12 protein-coding genes and 2 tRNA genes are annotated in these 15260 nt (G+C 71.3%); 3 read left to right on the top strand and 11 right to left on the bottom strand.

Annotated features, from left to right (window positions below; translation table 11 throughout):
* Window positions 1-6: 6 nt before the first annotated feature.
* Entirely contained in the window at window positions 7-2148 is a 2142-nt protein-coding gene (locus tag ACSMTC_RS13310; RefSeq protein ID WP_436559893.1) for a putative bifunctional diguanylate cyclase/phosphodiesterase, read from the bottom strand.
* Window positions 2149-2454: 306 nt separating this feature from the next.
* Window positions 2455-2883, bottom strand: a complete 429-nt coding sequence (locus ACSMTC_RS13305) for an OsmC family protein (protein ID WP_436559892.1) — start codon at window positions 2881-2883, stop codon at window positions 2455-2457.
* A gap of 310 nt (window positions 2884-3193) precedes the next feature.
* Between ACSMTC_RS13305 and ACSMTC_RS13300 the strand changes: the two genes are divergently transcribed.
* The gene (locus tag ACSMTC_RS13300) at window positions 3194-3538 is read left to right on the top strand and encodes a chorismate mutase (RefSeq protein ID WP_436559891.1); all 345 of its coding nucleotides are present in this window, start codon (window positions 3194-3196) and stop codon (window positions 3536-3538) included.
* Between the two features lie 328 nt (window positions 3539-3866).
* Window positions 3867-4613 (top strand): signal peptidase I, encoded by a 747-nt coding sequence (gene lepB, locus ACSMTC_RS13295; RefSeq protein ID WP_436559890.1) that lies wholly within the window; start codon window positions 3867-3869, stop codon window positions 4611-4613.
* Here lepB and ACSMTC_RS13290 read toward each other — a convergent pair.
* The 4 genes from ACSMTC_RS13290 to ACSMTC_RS13275 all read right to left on the bottom strand — a co-directional run bounded on the left by ACSMTC_RS13290 (window position 4580) and on the right by ACSMTC_RS13275 (window position 9264).
* Window positions 4580-5650, bottom strand: coding sequence for an EamA family transporter (locus tag ACSMTC_RS13290; RefSeq protein WP_436559889.1), 1071 nt, complete (start codon window positions 5648-5650; stop codon window positions 4580-4582). The genes lepB and ACSMTC_RS13290 overlap by 34 nt on opposite strands.
* A 117-nt stretch (window positions 5651-5767) precedes the next feature.
* Complete coding sequence (locus tag ACSMTC_RS13285; RefSeq protein WP_436559888.1) at window positions 5768-8095, bottom strand: transglycosylase domain-containing protein; 2328 nt, start codon at window positions 8093-8095, stop codon at window positions 5768-5770.
* Window positions 8096-8313: 218 nt separating this feature from the next.
* Window positions 8314-8387: transfer RNA gene (locus ACSMTC_RS13280), tRNA-Lys, on the bottom strand.
* A 226-nt stretch (window positions 8388-8613) separates the two neighbouring features.
* Window positions 8614-9264 carry a methionine ABC transporter permease gene (locus ACSMTC_RS13275; RefSeq protein ID WP_436559887.1) on the bottom strand — a complete coding sequence of 217 codons (651 nt, stop codon included), beginning with the start codon at window positions 9262-9264 and terminating at the stop codon, window positions 8614-8616.
* 107 nt (window positions 9265-9371) lie between these two features.
* On the opposite strand from ACSMTC_RS13275, the gene ACSMTC_RS13270 reads away from it, so the two are divergent.
* Window positions 9372-10586 (top strand): RNA-guided endonuclease InsQ/TnpB family protein, encoded by a 1215-nt coding sequence (locus ACSMTC_RS13270; protein ID WP_436559886.1) that lies wholly within the window; start codon window positions 9372-9374, stop codon window positions 10584-10586.
* Between the two features lie 105 nt (window positions 10587-10691).
* Here the strand turns inward: ACSMTC_RS13270 and ACSMTC_RS13265 are convergent, their stop codons facing one another.
* The 5 genes from ACSMTC_RS13265 to ACSMTC_RS13245 all read right to left on the bottom strand — a co-directional run bounded on the left by ACSMTC_RS13265 (window position 10692) and on the right by ACSMTC_RS13245 (window position 15055).
* Window positions 10692-10862, bottom strand: coding sequence for a hypothetical protein (locus ACSMTC_RS13265; RefSeq protein WP_436559885.1), 171 nt, complete (start codon window positions 10860-10862; stop codon window positions 10692-10694).
* Window positions 10863-10921: 59 nt separating this feature from the next.
* A tRNA-Lys gene (locus tag ACSMTC_RS13260) sits at window positions 10922-10995 on the bottom strand.
* A 76-nt stretch (window positions 10996-11071) separates the two neighbouring features.
* Entirely contained in the window at window positions 11072-13120 is a 2049-nt protein-coding gene (locus ACSMTC_RS13255) for a dipeptide ABC transporter ATP-binding protein (RefSeq protein ID WP_436559884.1), read from the bottom strand.
* Entirely contained in the window at window positions 13117-14058 is a 942-nt protein-coding gene (locus ACSMTC_RS13250; protein WP_436559883.1) for an ABC transporter permease, read from the bottom strand. Before ACSMTC_RS13250 ends, ACSMTC_RS13255 begins: the two co-directional genes overlap by 4 nt.
* A gap of 13 nt (window positions 14059-14071) precedes the next feature.
* The gene (locus ACSMTC_RS13245) at window positions 14072-15055 is read right to left on the bottom strand and encodes an ABC transporter permease (RefSeq protein WP_436559882.1); all 984 of its coding nucleotides are present in this window, start codon (window positions 15053-15055) and stop codon (window positions 14072-14074) included.
* Window positions 15056-15260: the final 205 nt, after the last annotated feature.

Here is a 15260-nt window from a genome sequence, read left to right as displayed (position 1 = left end):
CCGCCGCTAACTCGCCCGCTTGGCACGGAGCATGGCGGCGACCCGCTCCGCCTCCCCGGGCTTGGCGAAGTACCACCCCTGGGCGGTGTCGCACCCGGTGAGGCGGAGCCGTTCGGCCTGGGAGGCGTTCTCGATGCCCTCGGCGGTCACGGTCAGTCCGAGGGCATGGGCGAGCTGGACCATCGCGCCGACGATCTGCTCGTCGGCGTCGGCCCGCCGGAACCGGTTGTCCGGGCGCCCGCCCGGGGCCGGGTCGCGGAAGCCCTCGATGAAGCTGCCGTCCAGCTTCAGCACGTGGACCGGGAGCCGGGAGAGGTAGGCGAGGTTGGAGTAGCCCGTACCGAAGTCGTCGATGGCGATCCGCACGCCCATGTCGGCCAGCGCCTGGAGCGCCTGCACCGGGCGGCCGCCGGGGCCGAGCACGGCGCTCTCGGTGATCTCCAGCTGCAGCAGCCGGGGCGGCAGCCCGGTGCGCTCCAGCACCTGGGCGACATCGGCGACCACGTCGGAGTCCCAGATCTGGCGGGCCGCCAGATTGACGCTCACGAAGGTCTCGGTGTCCGGGAACTCCGCCTGCCACTGCCTGGCCTGCCGGCAGGACTCCTCCAGCACCCACTTGCCCAGCGGCACGATCGCGCCGGACTCCTCGGCCAGCGGGATGAAACGGTCCGGCGAGAGGGTCCCGTACCGCGGATGGCGCCAGCGGACCAGCGCCTCCGCGCCGTGCACCGCGCCGTCCGCAAGACCCACCAGCGGCTGGTACTCCACGGTGAACTCACCGCGCTCCAGCGCCGGGCGCAGCGCGGTGGCCAGGCGCTGCCGGGTGAGCTGGTTGGCGCCGCGGTCGGGGTCGTAGAGCGTCCAGCGGGCCCGGCCGTCCGCCTTGGACCAGTACAGGGTGGCGTCGGCGTCCTTCAGCAGGTCGGTGGGCGTGGTCTCCTGCACGGGGCGCTCGACCACGCCCACGCTGGCGGTGACCACCAGCTGCTGCCCCGCGATGTCGAACGGCTGCTCAAGGGCGGCGATCAGCTCGGTGGCCAGCCGGGTCAGCTGCTCGCTGTCGGTGCTGTCGGCGACCAGTACGGCGAACTCGTCCCCGCCGAGCCGGGCCACCAGGCTCTCCTTGTCCCGGGAGAAGCCGCGCTCCAGGCGGGCGGCGACCGCGACCAGCAGCTGGTCGCCCACGTGGTGCCCCAGGGTCTCGTTGATCGCGGCGAAGCCGTCCAGGTCCACGTAGCAGAGCCCGACCCGGCGGGCCGGGCGGGCGCCGGCCGGTGCGGCCGGGGGCGTGGGCGTCGCGGCGGCCGGTACGGTCACCGTCACGGTGGCCACCCGCCCTGCCGGGCCCCCGGACACGGCGGCCTCGGTGAGGGCCGCCGGTCCGGCCGTCGGGGCGGACTCGGCCGGCTGCTCGAACCCGGCGCCGGCCCTGGCCGCGGAGCCGCCCTGCGGTGACCCGTCGGGGGCGGGCATGAAGGCGGCGTTGAGGCGCTCGAAGAACAGGGTCCGGTTGGGGAGCCTGGTGAGCGGGTCGTGCAGGGCCTGGTAGGCCAGGCGGTCGCCGAGCAGGCGCTGCTCGGTGACGTCCTCGACCATGGCCAGCGTGTAGAGCGGGTGGCCCGAGCCGTCGCGGATCAGCGAGATCGTCACATTGCTCCACACGGTCCGGCCGTCGAGGTGCTTGAGCCGCTTCTCCACCCGCAGCCGGTCGCGTTCCCCGCGGACCAGCTCCCGGTAGTGCCGGCGGTCGGTCTCCTCCGGGTCGATGATGTCGTGGATGTGGGTGCGGACGAGGTCGGGCAGTTCACGGCCGATCATGGCCGCGAACGCGGGGTTGGCCTCGATGATCCGGTCGTCGGCGTCGATCAGCGCCATGCCGATCCCGGCGTCGGCGAAGGCGGCCCGGAACCGGGACTCGCTGGCCCGCAGGGCGGCGAGCAGCTCCCTGGTACCGCCGCCCAGCGGGGCCGAGCAGGTGGGGCAGTACGGATACGACTGCTCGTCGGAGCGGGTGGGGAGGCGGAGGGCCTCGTGCCGCTGGTGCCTGGCCTCGCCGCCGTCGGCGGTGGCGGCCTGGGCGGGGTGGCACGGTTCCGCGTGCCGCGCCCGCTGGCGGTGCGCGTCGGCCCCCTCGTTCCGGCCCGGCACGGCATGCTCCCGTCCGCTGCTGACGCTGATTCGGGCCGGCTCTCCGCACCGCGGTGGCCGGCATCCCGCACTGTCGAGGCCCCCGGAACTCGGTTCAAGAACGCTTGCCTGCGGCGCTCGGCGGAGAACAGGGCACTGCCGCTGATCATAGGCTGCGCACGGATCCGGCGGCGACCGCCGCCAGGGTGATTCCTCGCCCGTAACCGGTTTCGGATACGGGGTCACCCGGCCGCACGCCACGCGCCCCCGGTGCGCGTCGTGGGACGCGGGCCGGGGGCGCGCGGCGCTGCCGCGGGCGAGCGGTCGTCAGCCCGCCAGTTTGGCGGTCAGGGTGATGGTGGTGCCGCTCAGGGCCTTGCTGACCGGGCAGTTGGCCTTGGCCTCCTCGGCGGCCTTGACGAAGCCTGCCTCGTCGAGCCCGGGCACCTGGCCGGTGACGGTGAGGTGGATGCCGGTGATGCCGGTACCGGGCTGGAAGGTCACGTCGGCCTGGGTGTCGAGCTTGGCGGGCGGTGTGCCGGCACCGGTCAGGCCGTGCGAGAGCGCCATCGAGAAGCAGGCGGAGTGCGCGGCGGCGATGAGCTCCTCGGGGCTGGTCTTGCCGTTCGCCTGCTCCGCGCGGGATGCCCAGGAGACCGGGTACTCGCCGATGCCGGAGGAGGCGAAGGTCACCAGCCCCTTGCCGTCGAGCAGGTTGCCTTCCCAGGCGGTGTTTGCGGTACGGATGGTTGCCACGATCAGGTACCTCCTGTACTGGGGAACTGCCGGTTCGTCAGGCTCCGCGGCGTGGTGCGGTGATGGTGCGGCGCGGTGCGCTGCCAAGGCTACGGGCCCGCGGCCGGTACGGGCCTCAGGCGGCGGGCCGCGTCCTCGCGGCGGTCGGCCGCCGGGATCCGGCGCCCCGTCCGGATGGTGGACGGAAGTCCCGAATAACCACGAATGGACCAGTGCTCTCCTGTTAGATTTGCGAGGGCTCGGGGAGGTTCGGCGGGAACGCGGGCCGCCCGGGCACCGTCCAATGCAGCCAGCCTCCGGAGCCGCCCCGATGACTGATCAGCCCACCCGGCCCGCCAACTCCGCCGCCGCGTCCCTCGAAGCGATCGACGAGGCCGTGCGGGCGGAGCTGACCAGTCTGCGGGAGAGCATCGACAACATCGACGCGGCCGTGGTCCACATGCTGGCCGAGCGGTTCAAGGCGACCCAGCGGGTCGGGCGGCTCAAGGCCGAGCACAAGCTCCCGCCGGCCGACCCGGAGCGTGAGCGGGACCAGATCACCCGGCTGCGCGAGCTGGCGGCGGGCGCCCACCTGGACCCGGTGTTCGCCGAGAAGTTCCTCAACTTCATCATCGCCGAGGTCATCCGCCACCACGAGGCGATCGCCCGCTCCTGAGACCGCTCCTGAGACCGCTCCTGAGCCGCTTCCGGCCCGGCCCGGCCGGTCCGGCGGGGAGTGCCGGGCCGGGTTGCGTGAGCGCGGGCTAAAGGCCTGATTTCCCGACGCTTCCCGGACGGCGTTAGCGTGCTGTCCTTCCCACTCCCCTGGAGGTGGTCCGGCGGTGGCACGCACACGGCGGCAGAGCAAGGCCTGGAGTACCGGGCAGCAGCACGGGCACGACGACGGCCGTCGTCGTGGGCACGGCCGTGCCGGATGCCGCGGCGGCGGTGTGCTGCCAGGTGCCGACGAGGCGCCCGCAGCCGGCGTACGGGCGGTCTGACCGGTGAGCACTGGATCGCAGTCGGCCCCGGCCGCTCCGCAGGACGACCGTTACACCGGCCAGGCCCCTCGGACCGGGGCGGCCGCCCGGCCGCGCCCGCCGCGCCGGCGCTGGCCCTGGTGGGTGGAGCTGCCGGTGATGGTGGTGGTGGGTCTGCTGGTGGCGCTGCTCGTGAAGACCTGTCTGTTCCAGGTGTTCACCATCCCCTCGGGGTCGATGGAGAACACGCTGCGGATCGGCGACCGGGTGGCCGTCAACAAGGCGGTGTCCCTCTTCGGGTGGAAACCGAAGCCGGGGGAGCCGGTGGTGTTCAAGGACCCGGGCGGCTGGCTGCCTCCCGGGCAGGCCCCCGACTCCGGGCTGACCTCCGGTGTGCTCGGGGACGCCCTGAGCTTCGTCGGCCTGCTGCCGCCCAAGGGTGACAACTACCTGGTCAAGCGGGTTATCGCGACTGGCGGGCAGACCGTCCAGTGCAGCGGCTCGACCCTGCGGGTGGACGGCCGGCCGGTGGTCGAGCCGTACCTCCACGCCGGGGACGACTCCTGTGCCGGACTGGACTTCGGCCCGGTGACGGTGCCCAGCGGCTACGTCTGGGTCGAGGGCGACCACCGCAGCGATTCATCCGACTCCCGGTACCACCAGGAGGGGCCGGGCGGCGGTGCCGTGCCGGTGGCCAACGTGGTCGGTCCGGTGTCGGCGGTGGTCTGGCCGCTCGGTCACGCCGACTGGTTCGGCTGGAGCGGCAACTGACCCTCGGCGGTGCCCTCCCGGGGGCCGCCGACGGCCACCGGGAGATCGCCCTCGGCAGTACGGCCGAGGGCCGGATCACCGGCGCCGAGGACCCCGTCAGCCTCGGGGTCGGCGGCCGGTCTGCTGGTCTGCGCGGTGAAGGCGCCGGCCAGCACCAGCAGGCCGCCCACCAGTTGCGGGGTGCCGAGCCGTTCGCCGAGCAGCACCCAGGCGGACACCGTCGCGACCACGGCCTCCAGGTTGGCCACCACCGCGGCGACCTGCGGGGAGAGGTACTGCACCGAGGTGACCCCGGTCAGGTAGGCGAGCACGGTCGCGATCAGGACCATCCAGGCGGCGGGCACCAGGGCGGGCAGGCTGGACCCGTTCATGGTCACCTGCCCGGCGAGGACGCTCCAGTCGGCGTCCCAGGGCCGGGTGAACGCGGTCATCGCGATGGCGCCGATCAGTAGTCCGAAGGCGCTGACCGCCATCGGGTCCACCGGGTGGTCACCCTCGCGTCCGGCCTCCGCGAGGACGAAGTAGCCGACCTGGCAGCAGGCCCCGCCCAGGGCGAACACCACACCGAGGGTGTCGAAGGCCAGGCCGTTCCAGATCTCGACCACGAAGACCAGGCCGGTCACCGCGACCCCGGCGCCGACCGCGGCGGCCCGGGTGATCGGCCGGCGCTGGACGTACTTGACGTACCCGAGCAGCAGCAGCGGGCCCAGGTACTCGAGCAGCAGGGCCACCCCGACCGGGATCCGGGATATCGCGGCGAAGTAGCACGCCTGCACGCCGGTCACCGCGAGCAGGCCGAAGCCCAGCAGTACGCCGGGGCGCCGGCGGACGGCCTGCCGGTGCCGCCAGGCGACCGGGAGCAGGAACAGCGCGGCGCCGGTGACCCGGAGCCAGACCACGTGCAGTGGTGACAGGCCCGCCTCGATCAGCGGTTTCGCCGCCGTGCCGGAGCCGCCGAAGGAGAGCGCGGAGACCAGCGCGAGCGGCAGCCCGAGCCTTCTGGCCGTACTGCCGACGGCGGACGTAGAGCTGTGCATCGGGGCATTCTGTCAGCTCGTGTCGATCTATGTAAGGCGCCATCTCGCCTTTTGGTCCTGCCCCGTGGCCCTTCCTGGACCGGGCGTCACTTGCCCGTTCCAGGAAGGGCCACGGGGCTACCCGCCGTTCTGCGACTGGCCGTTCGGCTGTCCGCTCGGGCCCGGAACCGGCTGGGTCGTCGGCTCGGTGGGCGGCTGGGTCGTCGGGTCGGGCCTGGGCGTCGCCGTGCGGGACGGCGTGGGCCGGGGGGTCGGCCGGGACGTCGGCGAGGAGTCGCCGGACGGACCGCCCGAGTCGCCCGAGCCGGTCGGGGCCGCCGAGGGGGAGGAGTCGGTCGCGGACGGGGAGGCCTTGGGCGTGGCCGTTCCCGAGGCGGTACCGTCCGACGGCGCGGTCGAGGTGTCCGAGCCGCCCGAGGGGCCCGACAGCAGCGGGTTGTCCGCGGACGAGCCGTCGAAGTCGCTGATCGGCTGACCGGCCAGGGCGGACTTCATGTAGGCGGTCCACACCTGGGTGGGGAACTTGCCGCCGGCCGCGGCGGAGACGCCGCCGACCCCGTCCAGGGTGACCTGGGCGCCGCTGGAGGGGTCCTGGCCGAACAGGGCGACGGAGGTGACCAGTTCGGGGGTGTAGCCGACGAACCAGACCGACCTGGAGTTGTCGGTGGTGCCGGTCTTGCCCGCCACCGGCCGGCCGAGCGCCTGGGCGCGGTAGCCGGTGCCGCCCGGGTCGCTCACCACGCCCTGCAGCATGGTGGTGACCGCCTGCGCGGTCTCCTTGCTGATCGCCTGGGTCGTCTTGGGTGAGGGCAGCTTGACCTGCTCGCCCTCGTGCTGCAGCGACTTCACGATCCACGGGGTGATCTGCTGCCCGTCGTTGTCCAGGGTGGCGTACACCCCGGCCATCTCCAGGACGCTGGGTGTGGCGGTGCCGAGCGGGATGGAGGGGTGGGGGCTCAGCCCGGGGGTGTCGGCGGGCACGCCCATCGCGACCGCGGTCTGCCGGACCTTCTCCAGCCCGGTGTCCTGGGCGAGTTGGGCGAAGACCGAGTTCACCGACCAGTCGGTGGCCTGCTGCAGGGTGACCCGGCCGTAGCTCACGCCGCCCTCGTTCGGCGGGGCGTACGGAGTGCCGCTCCCGCCCACCACCGGGCGGCGGCTGGTGCCGTCGTAGAGCGTGTCCGGGCTGATCCTGACGCCGTCCTGGGTGCGGGCGCCACTGTCCAGGGCGGCGGCCAGCGCGATCGCCTTGAAGGTGGAACCGGCCTGGTAGTCCTGCCGGGTGGCGTTGTTCACCCAGTGCTTGGTGGCGTCGGTACCGCCGTAGAGCGCCACCACGGCGCCGGTCTTCGGGTCCACCGAGGCGGCACCGGCCTGGGCGTCCGCGTCCTTCTTCCGCCGGTCGGGGGAGAGGTTGTCGGTGAGCTGCTGCTGGACCGCGTCCTGCAGCTGCTGCTCGCGCTTGGCGTCGACGGTCAGCGTGATGGTGTAGCCGCCCTGGGCGAGTTCGGCGTCGCTGACGATCCCGTGCGAGGTCAGGTAGTCGGTCGCCGCGCCGACCAGGTATCCGGCCTGGCCGGAGAGACCGGGGGAGCTCTTGGGTTCGTTCACCTTGGGGAAGGTGACGGCGGCGCGCTGGTCGGCGGTGAGCCAGTTCTCCTGGACCATGCCGTCCAGCACGTAGTTCCAGCGGTTGACCGCGTCCTGCTTGCCCTTGGCCGTCGCGGTCGAGACGTCGTACGCGCTCGGCGCGTTGAGCAGGGTGGCCAGGTAGGCGCCCTGGGCCGGGTCGAGCTCGGTGGCGTCGACGCCGAAGTACGCCTGGGCCGCGGCCTGGATGCCGTACGCGCCCCGGCCGTAGTAGGCGGTGTTGAGGTACCCGGCGAGGATCTCGTCCTTGCTCTGGGTGGCGTCCACCTTGAGCGAGATGAAGAGTTCCTTCACCTTGCGGCTGATGGTCTGCTTCTGGGTCAGGTAGGTGTTCTTGACGTACTGCTGGGTGATGGTCGAGCCGCCCTGGGTGGTCTTGCCGGTGGCGGTGTTGATCGCGGCCCTGGTCAGGCCCTTCACGTTGACCGCGCCCTCGTTGTAGAAGTTCCGGTCCTCGGCGGCCAGGGCGGCGTGCTGGGCCGCGGGCGAGACCTTGTCGAGGCCGACGTTCTGGCGGTTGGTCTGGCCGGTGCGGGCGATCAGGGTGCCGTCCTGGTAGAGCCAGGTGTTGCTCTGCGCGGTCGCCGCGGCGTGCGCGTCCGGGACCTTGACCACGGTCATGCCGATCACGAACAGGCCGACCCCGAGCAGTACCGAGGCCACCAGGCCGAGCAGGGTCAGCCGCCAGGTGGGAATCAGCCGGCGCCAGCCCCTCCGACGGGGGCGCCGGGGCATGTGCCCGGTGGGGCGGCCGATCGGCAGCGGGCGGAGACCGGTGGGCGATGTGCGCCGCAACGTAGCGCCTTTCCGGCGAGCCCTGTGACAGTTGCTCACGCTATCTGAGTCGGACGACAGACCGATTCAGCCTGCCTCAGGCCGTTGTGGGCCGTTAGGGACCTTTGTCCTGTTTTGTTTCACGATTTCGTAACTGGGAGACCTGCGGAGGGGGCGAGTGGACGCGAAAAAGCCTCAGGGCCTCCTCACCGTCGTGAGGAGGCCCTGAGGCTTGTCTGTGCGCCGCCAGGGACTCGAACCCCGGACCCGCTGATTAAGAGTCAGCTGCTCTAACCAACTGAGCTAGCGGCGCCTGCTGACCTGGAAAACAATACACGGTTCGCGGGGCTGCTCCGAATCGGACTGCGCGGGTATGCGCCGGGAGATGTCTGTCTTGCCAGTGTTTGAGGCTGTTTGGCGTGCGGCCATCGGATGTCCGGCCGCTCGAATGTGGTGCGGATCACCGTCGTCCGGTGTTTGGAGGGGCGCGGGCGCCCGGCGGGCGGGGGGAAGCGGCCCGCCGGGCGCACGGCGGGTGTTCAGCGGCGGAGGATCCGGCGGGCCAGGAGGTTGCCCGTGAGCTGGGCGGCCTGGACGAGGACGATCAGGATCGCGACCGTCACCACCATCACGGAGGTGTCGAACCGCAGGTAGCCGTAGATCATGGCCAGGTTGCCGACCCCGCCGCCACCGACCGTGCCGGCCACCGCGGAGAAGTCGATCAGCGCGACCAGGATGAAGGTGAGTCCGAGGACCAGCGGGCCGAGGGCCTCGGGGACGAGGACGGTGAGGATGATCCGCAGCGGCCCCGCGCCCATCGCCCGGGCGGCCTCGATCACCCCGGGGTCGACCGAGACCAGGTTGTTCTCGACGATCCTGGCGACACCGAAGGTGGCCACGAGGACCATCGGGAAGACGGCCGCGTCGGTACCGATCATCGAGCCGGTGACCGCCCGGGTGACGGGTGCCAGTGCCACGATCGCGATGATGAACGGCACCGGCCGGACCAGGTTGATCAGCAGGTTGAGCACGGTGAACAGGACCCGGTTCTGCAGCAGGTTCCCCCGGCGGGTGGCGTAGAGCAGCAGGCCCAGCGCCAGTCCGAGGACCGAGGAGAGCAGCAGGGTGACCAGCACCATCAGACCTTTTTGCGAGGGGACGACCGGCTTCAGCCGGTGGGGAAATCGCATCCTTGGGTCTCCGGCGCGGAGCCGGAGCGTCGCCTGGAAAGCCGGGCAGTGCGTGTTGCCAGTGCTGGCAGCTATGTTGACCGCGATCGGCTGAGAGGGGGAGGCTGTTGATCCGCGCGTACAAGTTCATTCTGCGTCCCACGGTCCAACAGGCTGCTGCCCTGGTCGAGATGCTGCGGGATCACTGCTCGCTGTACAACGGGGCGCTCCAGGAACGCCGCGACGCCTACCGGCACGTCTCAAAGACCACTGTCCGGTACGCGGACCAGTCGACGCAGCTGAAGGAGATCCGGGCGTTCGACCCAGAGTGTCAGGGTCGCTGGTCGTTCAGCTCGCAGCAGGCGACCTTGCGTCGCCTGGACAAGGCGTTCGCCGCGTTCTTCCGCCGGGTCAAGGCTGGTGAGAGGCCGGGCTATCCGCGTTTTAAGGGCATCGGGCACTTCGACACGGTGGTGTTCCCGAAAGACGGAGACGGCTGCCGGTGGGACTCCGCCCCCAACGAGGCGGTGACCCGTGTCCGGCTGCAAGGAGTCGGACACGTCCGCGTGCACCAACACCGCGCCATCAAGGGTCGCGTCAAGACGATCAGCGTCAAGCGGGAAGGCCGCCGCTGGTACATCATGCTCGCCTGCGACGAAGTGCCGACCGAGCCGCTCCCGGATACCGGCGCGATGGTCGGCATCGACATGGGCACGGTGCACTTCCTCACGACCAGCGACGGTGGGCACATTCCGAACCCGCGCTTCCTCCAGACATCCTCTGAGGCGCTGACAGATGCACAGCGGCGTCTGGATGCCTTTACGAAGAAGCGGAAGGCCAAGAACCGCACCAAGAAGCATCGGGTCGCGGCCCGGAAGGTCGCGCATTTGCACGCCAAGATCGCCCGGCAGCGCGTCGACCACCACCACAAGACCGCCCTTGCTCTCGTCCGCGACCACGACGTGATCGCCCATGAGCGGCTGAGTATCGCGGGCATGACCCGAGCCCCGAAGGCCAAGCCCGACCCCGAGCAGCCTGGCGCCTTCCTGTCGAACGGCGCATCAGCGAAGGCCGGCCTGAACAAGAGCATCCTCGACGCGGGTTGGGGGCAGTTTCTCGCGATCCTGGCGAACAAGGCTGAGAGTGCCGGTCGCCGAGTGATCGCGGTGGACGCCCGCAACACCTCCCGCACCTGTCCCGAATGCGGGCACGTCAGCGCGGACAACCGCATCACCCAAGCGAAGTTCCAGTGCACCGCATGCGGCCATGCCGCGAACGCGGACCACGTCGGTGCCCTGAACGTCCTCAACAGGGCCGGGCTGGCCCTCTGTAACGTGGCTTAGCTACCGACACAGGAAGCCCCACGGCTGCAGCCGTGGGGAGGAGTCACGTAGACGGTCTGGCCGGTGACGTCGCGCGCCTTCGGCCAGAAGAGCCGCAGCCGACCTTCATGCGGCCACTGCTCGTCCGGTGTGGTGGAGTTTGGCCGGGAGGCGGTGATTGTTGCCGTCCGCGCTGTGCAGTTCGAGGGTCACCGTGCCGAGCGGGCGGCGGCCGACTTCGCTGGTACCGCCGTGCACCAGGGAGAAGTCGAGCCGGCATTCGAAGTGAGGGTGCACGGGCGCACAGACAGCCCGAGGGCCTCCCCGTCGAAACGGAGAGGCCCTCGGGCTGTCTGTGCGCCGCCAGGGACTCGAACCCCGGACCCGCTGATTAAGAGTCAGCTGCTCTAACCAACTGAGCTAGCGGCGCCTGCTGACGTCGAAGACTCTACGCGACTTCGGCCGAATCTCCGAATCGTGATCGGCCGGTCGCCGTGGGTTGAACGTCAGGCGTCCGGGAAGTGGCAGGCGGCGGCGTGGTCCCGGCCCTCGGCGGCGGCCGTGAGCGCGGGGGGCTCACTCTCGCAGCGCCCCTGGCTCCCGGCCGGGAGCGCGGCGTAGACGGGGCAGCGGGCCCGGAAGGGGCAGCCGGTGTGCTGCTCGGTGGGGGAGGGCGGGTCGCCGGCCAGCAGGATGCGCTCGCGACCGCGCTCGACGGCCGGGTCGGGCAGCGGGACGGCCGAGAGCAGCGCCCGGGTGTAGGGGTGCCGGGGCCGCTCGAAGACCTCCTCGACCGCGCCGGACTCCACCGTCCGGCCGAGGTACATCACGCTGACCCGGTCGGAGAGGTGCCGGATCACCGACAGGTCGTGCGAGACGAAGAGATAGGCGAGCCCCAGCTCCGCCTTGAGCCGCTGGAGCAGGTTGAGCACGCCCGCCTGCACGGACACGTCCAGGGCCGACACCGGTTCGTCCAGCACCAGCAGCTGCGGCCGGACCGCGAGCGCCCGCGCGATCGAGATCCGCTGCCGCTGTCCGCCGGAGAACTGGTGCGGATAGCGGGTGGCGTGCGCCGGGTCCAGCCCGACCTGGCGCAGGAGTCCGGGTATGCGGCGCTTGATCGCCTCGCGTGCCGCGCCCTGCGCCAGCAGCGGCTCGGCCACGATGTCGGAGACCGGCATCCGCGGGTCCAGGCTGGCCATCGGGTCCTGGAAGACGATCTGGATGTCGGAGCGCAGCCGGTGCGCGGCCGTGCGGTCGAGCCGTGCGGTGTCCTGGCCGAGGAGCTCGATCGTGCCGGCCTCCGGCTTGGCCAGGCGCAGCAGTTCGAAGAGCGTGGTGGACTTGCCCGACCCCGACTCGCCGACCAGGCCGAGGGTCTCGCCGTGCCGGATGTCCAGCTCGACGCCGGCCACGGCGTACACCTCGCCCACCTTCCGCTTGAAGACGCTGCCCTTGAGCACCGGGAAGGTCTTGGTCAGCCCGGTCACCCGCAGGACCGTCTCCCGCTCCTGGCGGGGCGCCTGCACGGAAGGGCCGGCCGGCACCTCGGGCACCGGGTAGACCTCGCTCGGCGCCGGTGCGCGCTCGGCCAGCTCGGCGGCCCGTACGCAGGCCGCGAGGTGGCCGTCCGCGCCGGTCAGCGGGGGTTCGGCGGAGTGGCAGCGGTCCTCGGCGAGCGGGCAGCGGGCCGCGAACGGGCAGCCGGGCGGCAGATCGGCGAGCGACGGCGGCGCGCCGGGGATCGGGACCAGCGGCCCGCCGCCGGTGTCGAGGCGGGGCACCGCGCCGATCAGCCCGAGTGTGTACGGGTGTCGGGGGCGTGCGAACAGCTCGTCCACGCCTGCGGTTTCGACCACGCGCCCGGCGTACATCACGGCGACCCGGTCGGCCATCCCCGCGATCACGCCGAGATCGTGGCTGACCAGGACCAGCGCCGCACCGGTCTCCCGCTGGGCGGTGCGCAGTACGTCGAGCACCTGGGCCTGGATGGTGACGTCGAGGGCGGTGGTGGGCTCGTCGGCGAGCAGGATGTCGGGATCGTTGGCGATCGCCATCGCGATCATCGCGCGCTGGCGCATCCCGCCGGAGAACTCGTGCGGGAAGCTGTTCAGCGCCCGGTCGGGGGCGGGGATGCCGACCAGGTCGAGCAGTTCGGCGGCCCGCTTGCGCGCCGCCGCCTTGTCCAGGTCCTGGTGGATGCGCAGGGCCTCGACGATCTGGTCGCCGATCCGGTAGACCGGGGTGAAGGCGGAGAGCGGGTCCTGGAAGACCATCGCCACCTTGCGGCCCCGGATCGCGGCCAGTTCCCTCGCCGGCAGGCCGACCAGTTCGCGTCCCTCCAGCCGGACCGAGCCGCCCACGGTCGCGGTGCCCGGCAGCAGTCCCAGGATCGCCAGCGAGGTGACGGACTTGCCCGAGCCCGACTCGCCGACGATGCCCAGCGTCTCGCCGCGCCGCAGCCGCAGGTCCACCCCGCGCACCGCCGGGACGCCGTTGAACTCGACGGTCAGGCCGTCGACCGTCAGCAGGTCCGTCTCTACGGCTGTGGTCACTTGCTTCTCCGGGAGGTGCGACGGGACTTGCGGGGCTGCCGGGCCCCTTCGGAGGTCGGGTCGAGGGCGTCGCGCAGTCCGTCGCCGATCAGGTTGACCGCCAGGACGAAGAGCACCAGCAGCCCGGCGGCGAAGTAGAACAGCCAGGGGTAGACGGGCGCCTGGTCGGTGCCGGCGGCCAGCAGGGTGCCGAGCGAGACGTCGGGGGCGCGGACGCCGAAGCCGAAGTAGGAGAGCGCGGTCTCGCTCATCACGGCGCCGCCGACCGCGATGGTGGCGTCGGTGATCAGGAAGGAGGCGACGTTCGGCAGGATGTGCCGGACGATGATCCGCAGTGGCCTGACCCCCATGAACTGCGCCGCCCGGACGAACTCGCGCTCCTTGAGCGAGCGGGTCATCGAGCGGACCACCCGGGCGGTGATCATCCAGTTGAAGACGGCCAGCAGCGCGACGAAGGCGATCCAGCCGGCCCCGCGCAGCTTGGGCGAGATGATGGTGATGATCAGGAAGCTGGGGAAGACCAGCATCAGGTCCACCAGGAAGGTGAGGGCCCGGTCGGTCCAGCCGCCGAAGTACCCCGCGCAGGCGCCGACCAGCGAGGCCAGCGCGGTGGAGAACAGCGCCACCAGCAGGCCGATGATCAGCGACTTCTGCAGGCCGCGCACGGTCTGCGCGAAGACGTCCTGGCCGAGCCCGTTGGTGCCGAACCAGTGCTGGCCGGACGGCGGTTGGCGGATCGCCAGGTAGTCGGGCGTGGCGTAGTCCCACGGGATCAGGTACGGGCCGCCGAAGGCGAGCAGGAAGAGCAGCAGCACGATGGCGAGGCCGACCAGCACCCCGCGCGCGGCCCGCATCCGGCCCAGCACCAGCCCGAGCCGTCCGGCGGGGGCGGCCTCGTCCTCCAGTACCGGGGTGTTCTCCGCGATTGCGGCAGTCATGTCGATTCGCTCCTCAGGACCGTACGCGCGGGTCGAGCGCGGCGTGCAGCAGGTCCGCGAGGAAACCCGAGGCCAGCACCACCACGGCGGCGAACAGGTTGACCGCGACCACCGAGTTGACGTCCTGTTCGTTGATCGCCTGGATGAACCACTCGCCCATCCCGTGCCAGCCGAAGATGGTCTCGGTGAAGGTGGCGCCGGTGAAGATGCCCAGGAAGCTGTAGGCGAACATGGTCGACATCGGGATGATCGCGGTCCGCAGCCCGTGTTTGAGCAGCGCCCGGTTGCGGGTCAGGCCCTTGGCCTCGGCGGTGCGCAGGTAGTCGGAGCCGAGCACGTCCAGCATGGTGCCGCGCTGGTAGCGGCTGTACGTCGCCAGCCCGCCGAGGGCCAGTGAGAGCGTGGGCAGCAGCAGGTGCAGCGCCCAGTCGCCGAGGTGGGTGCCGATCCCCCCGGTCAGCCCGGGGGTCTCGTACCCGGTGAACGGGACGACCTCGTGGCCGACCGCGTCCTTGGCGGCGATGGCGCCGTTCTTCAGCAGCAGAGCCACCAGGAAGACCGGGGTCGAGAGCAGCACGAAGGAGAACAGGGTCAGTGCCCGGTCGGATATCCGGTACTGGCGGATCGCGCTCCAGGCTCCGCCCGCCACCCCGAGCAGCATTCCCAGCAGGCTGCCGATCACCAGCAGCCGCAGCGACACCAGGATCCGGCGCCCGAACTCGGCGTTGACCGAGGTGTTGTGGATCGTCCGGCCGAGGTCGGCGTGCAGCACCAGATCGCCGGCCCAGGTGCCGAAACGTTTCACCACCGGGGTGTGGTCGTTGATGTTCAGCGCGGTCAGCTGCCGGTCCACCGAGGCGGCGGACGGGCGGGGCTGCTTGGCCTCGAAGTACGTCCTGGGGCCGAGCGCGGAACTGGAGAGCGCGTAGGCCAGAAAGACCGCCACGACCAGCAGCACGACGTAGTACGCCAGGCGCTTGGCCAGGTAGCGGATCACCGCCCACCGCCGGAGGAACTGTTCGCGAGCCTGCTGTGCATGATCAAAGGCCTTCGGTGAGCTGGTATTTGACGCACTTTCGCGCAGCAGTTGTACGGCACGAACGCCCGGCCGTCCAGGGGTGTGACGCCGGCGGATCTCCCCGGGTGGGGGAAAGCGCAGGTCAGAGTAGATCAGGTGGGTGCTTACGGCGTATTGCGGCGAT

The organism is Kitasatospora sp. HPM-01-4 (assembly GCF_051374625.1).
GTDB lineage: Bacteria > Actinomycetota > Actinomycetes > Streptomycetales > Streptomycetaceae > Kitasatospora.
The sequence above is the reverse complement of the archived record's forward strand: the minus strand, read 5'-3'. Positions and strand labels throughout refer to the sequence as shown.

Coding starts and splice junctions, on each gene's coding strand:
- ACSMTC_RS13300 (WP_436559891.1), top strand. CDS start 3,194: ATGACTGATCAGCCCACCCGGCCCGCCAACTCCGCCGCCGCGTCCCTC.
- ACSMTC_RS13290 (WP_436559889.1), bottom strand. CDS start 5,650: ATGCACAGCTCTACGTCCGCCGTCGGCAGTACGGCCAGAAGGCTCGGG.
- ACSMTC_RS13275 (WP_436559887.1), bottom strand. CDS start 9,264: ATGCGATTTCCCCACCGGCTGAAGCCGGTCGTCCCCTCGCAAAAAGGT.
- ACSMTC_RS13250 (WP_436559883.1), bottom strand. CDS start 14,058: ATGACTGCCGCAATCGCGGAGAACACCCCGGTACTGGAGGACGAGGCC.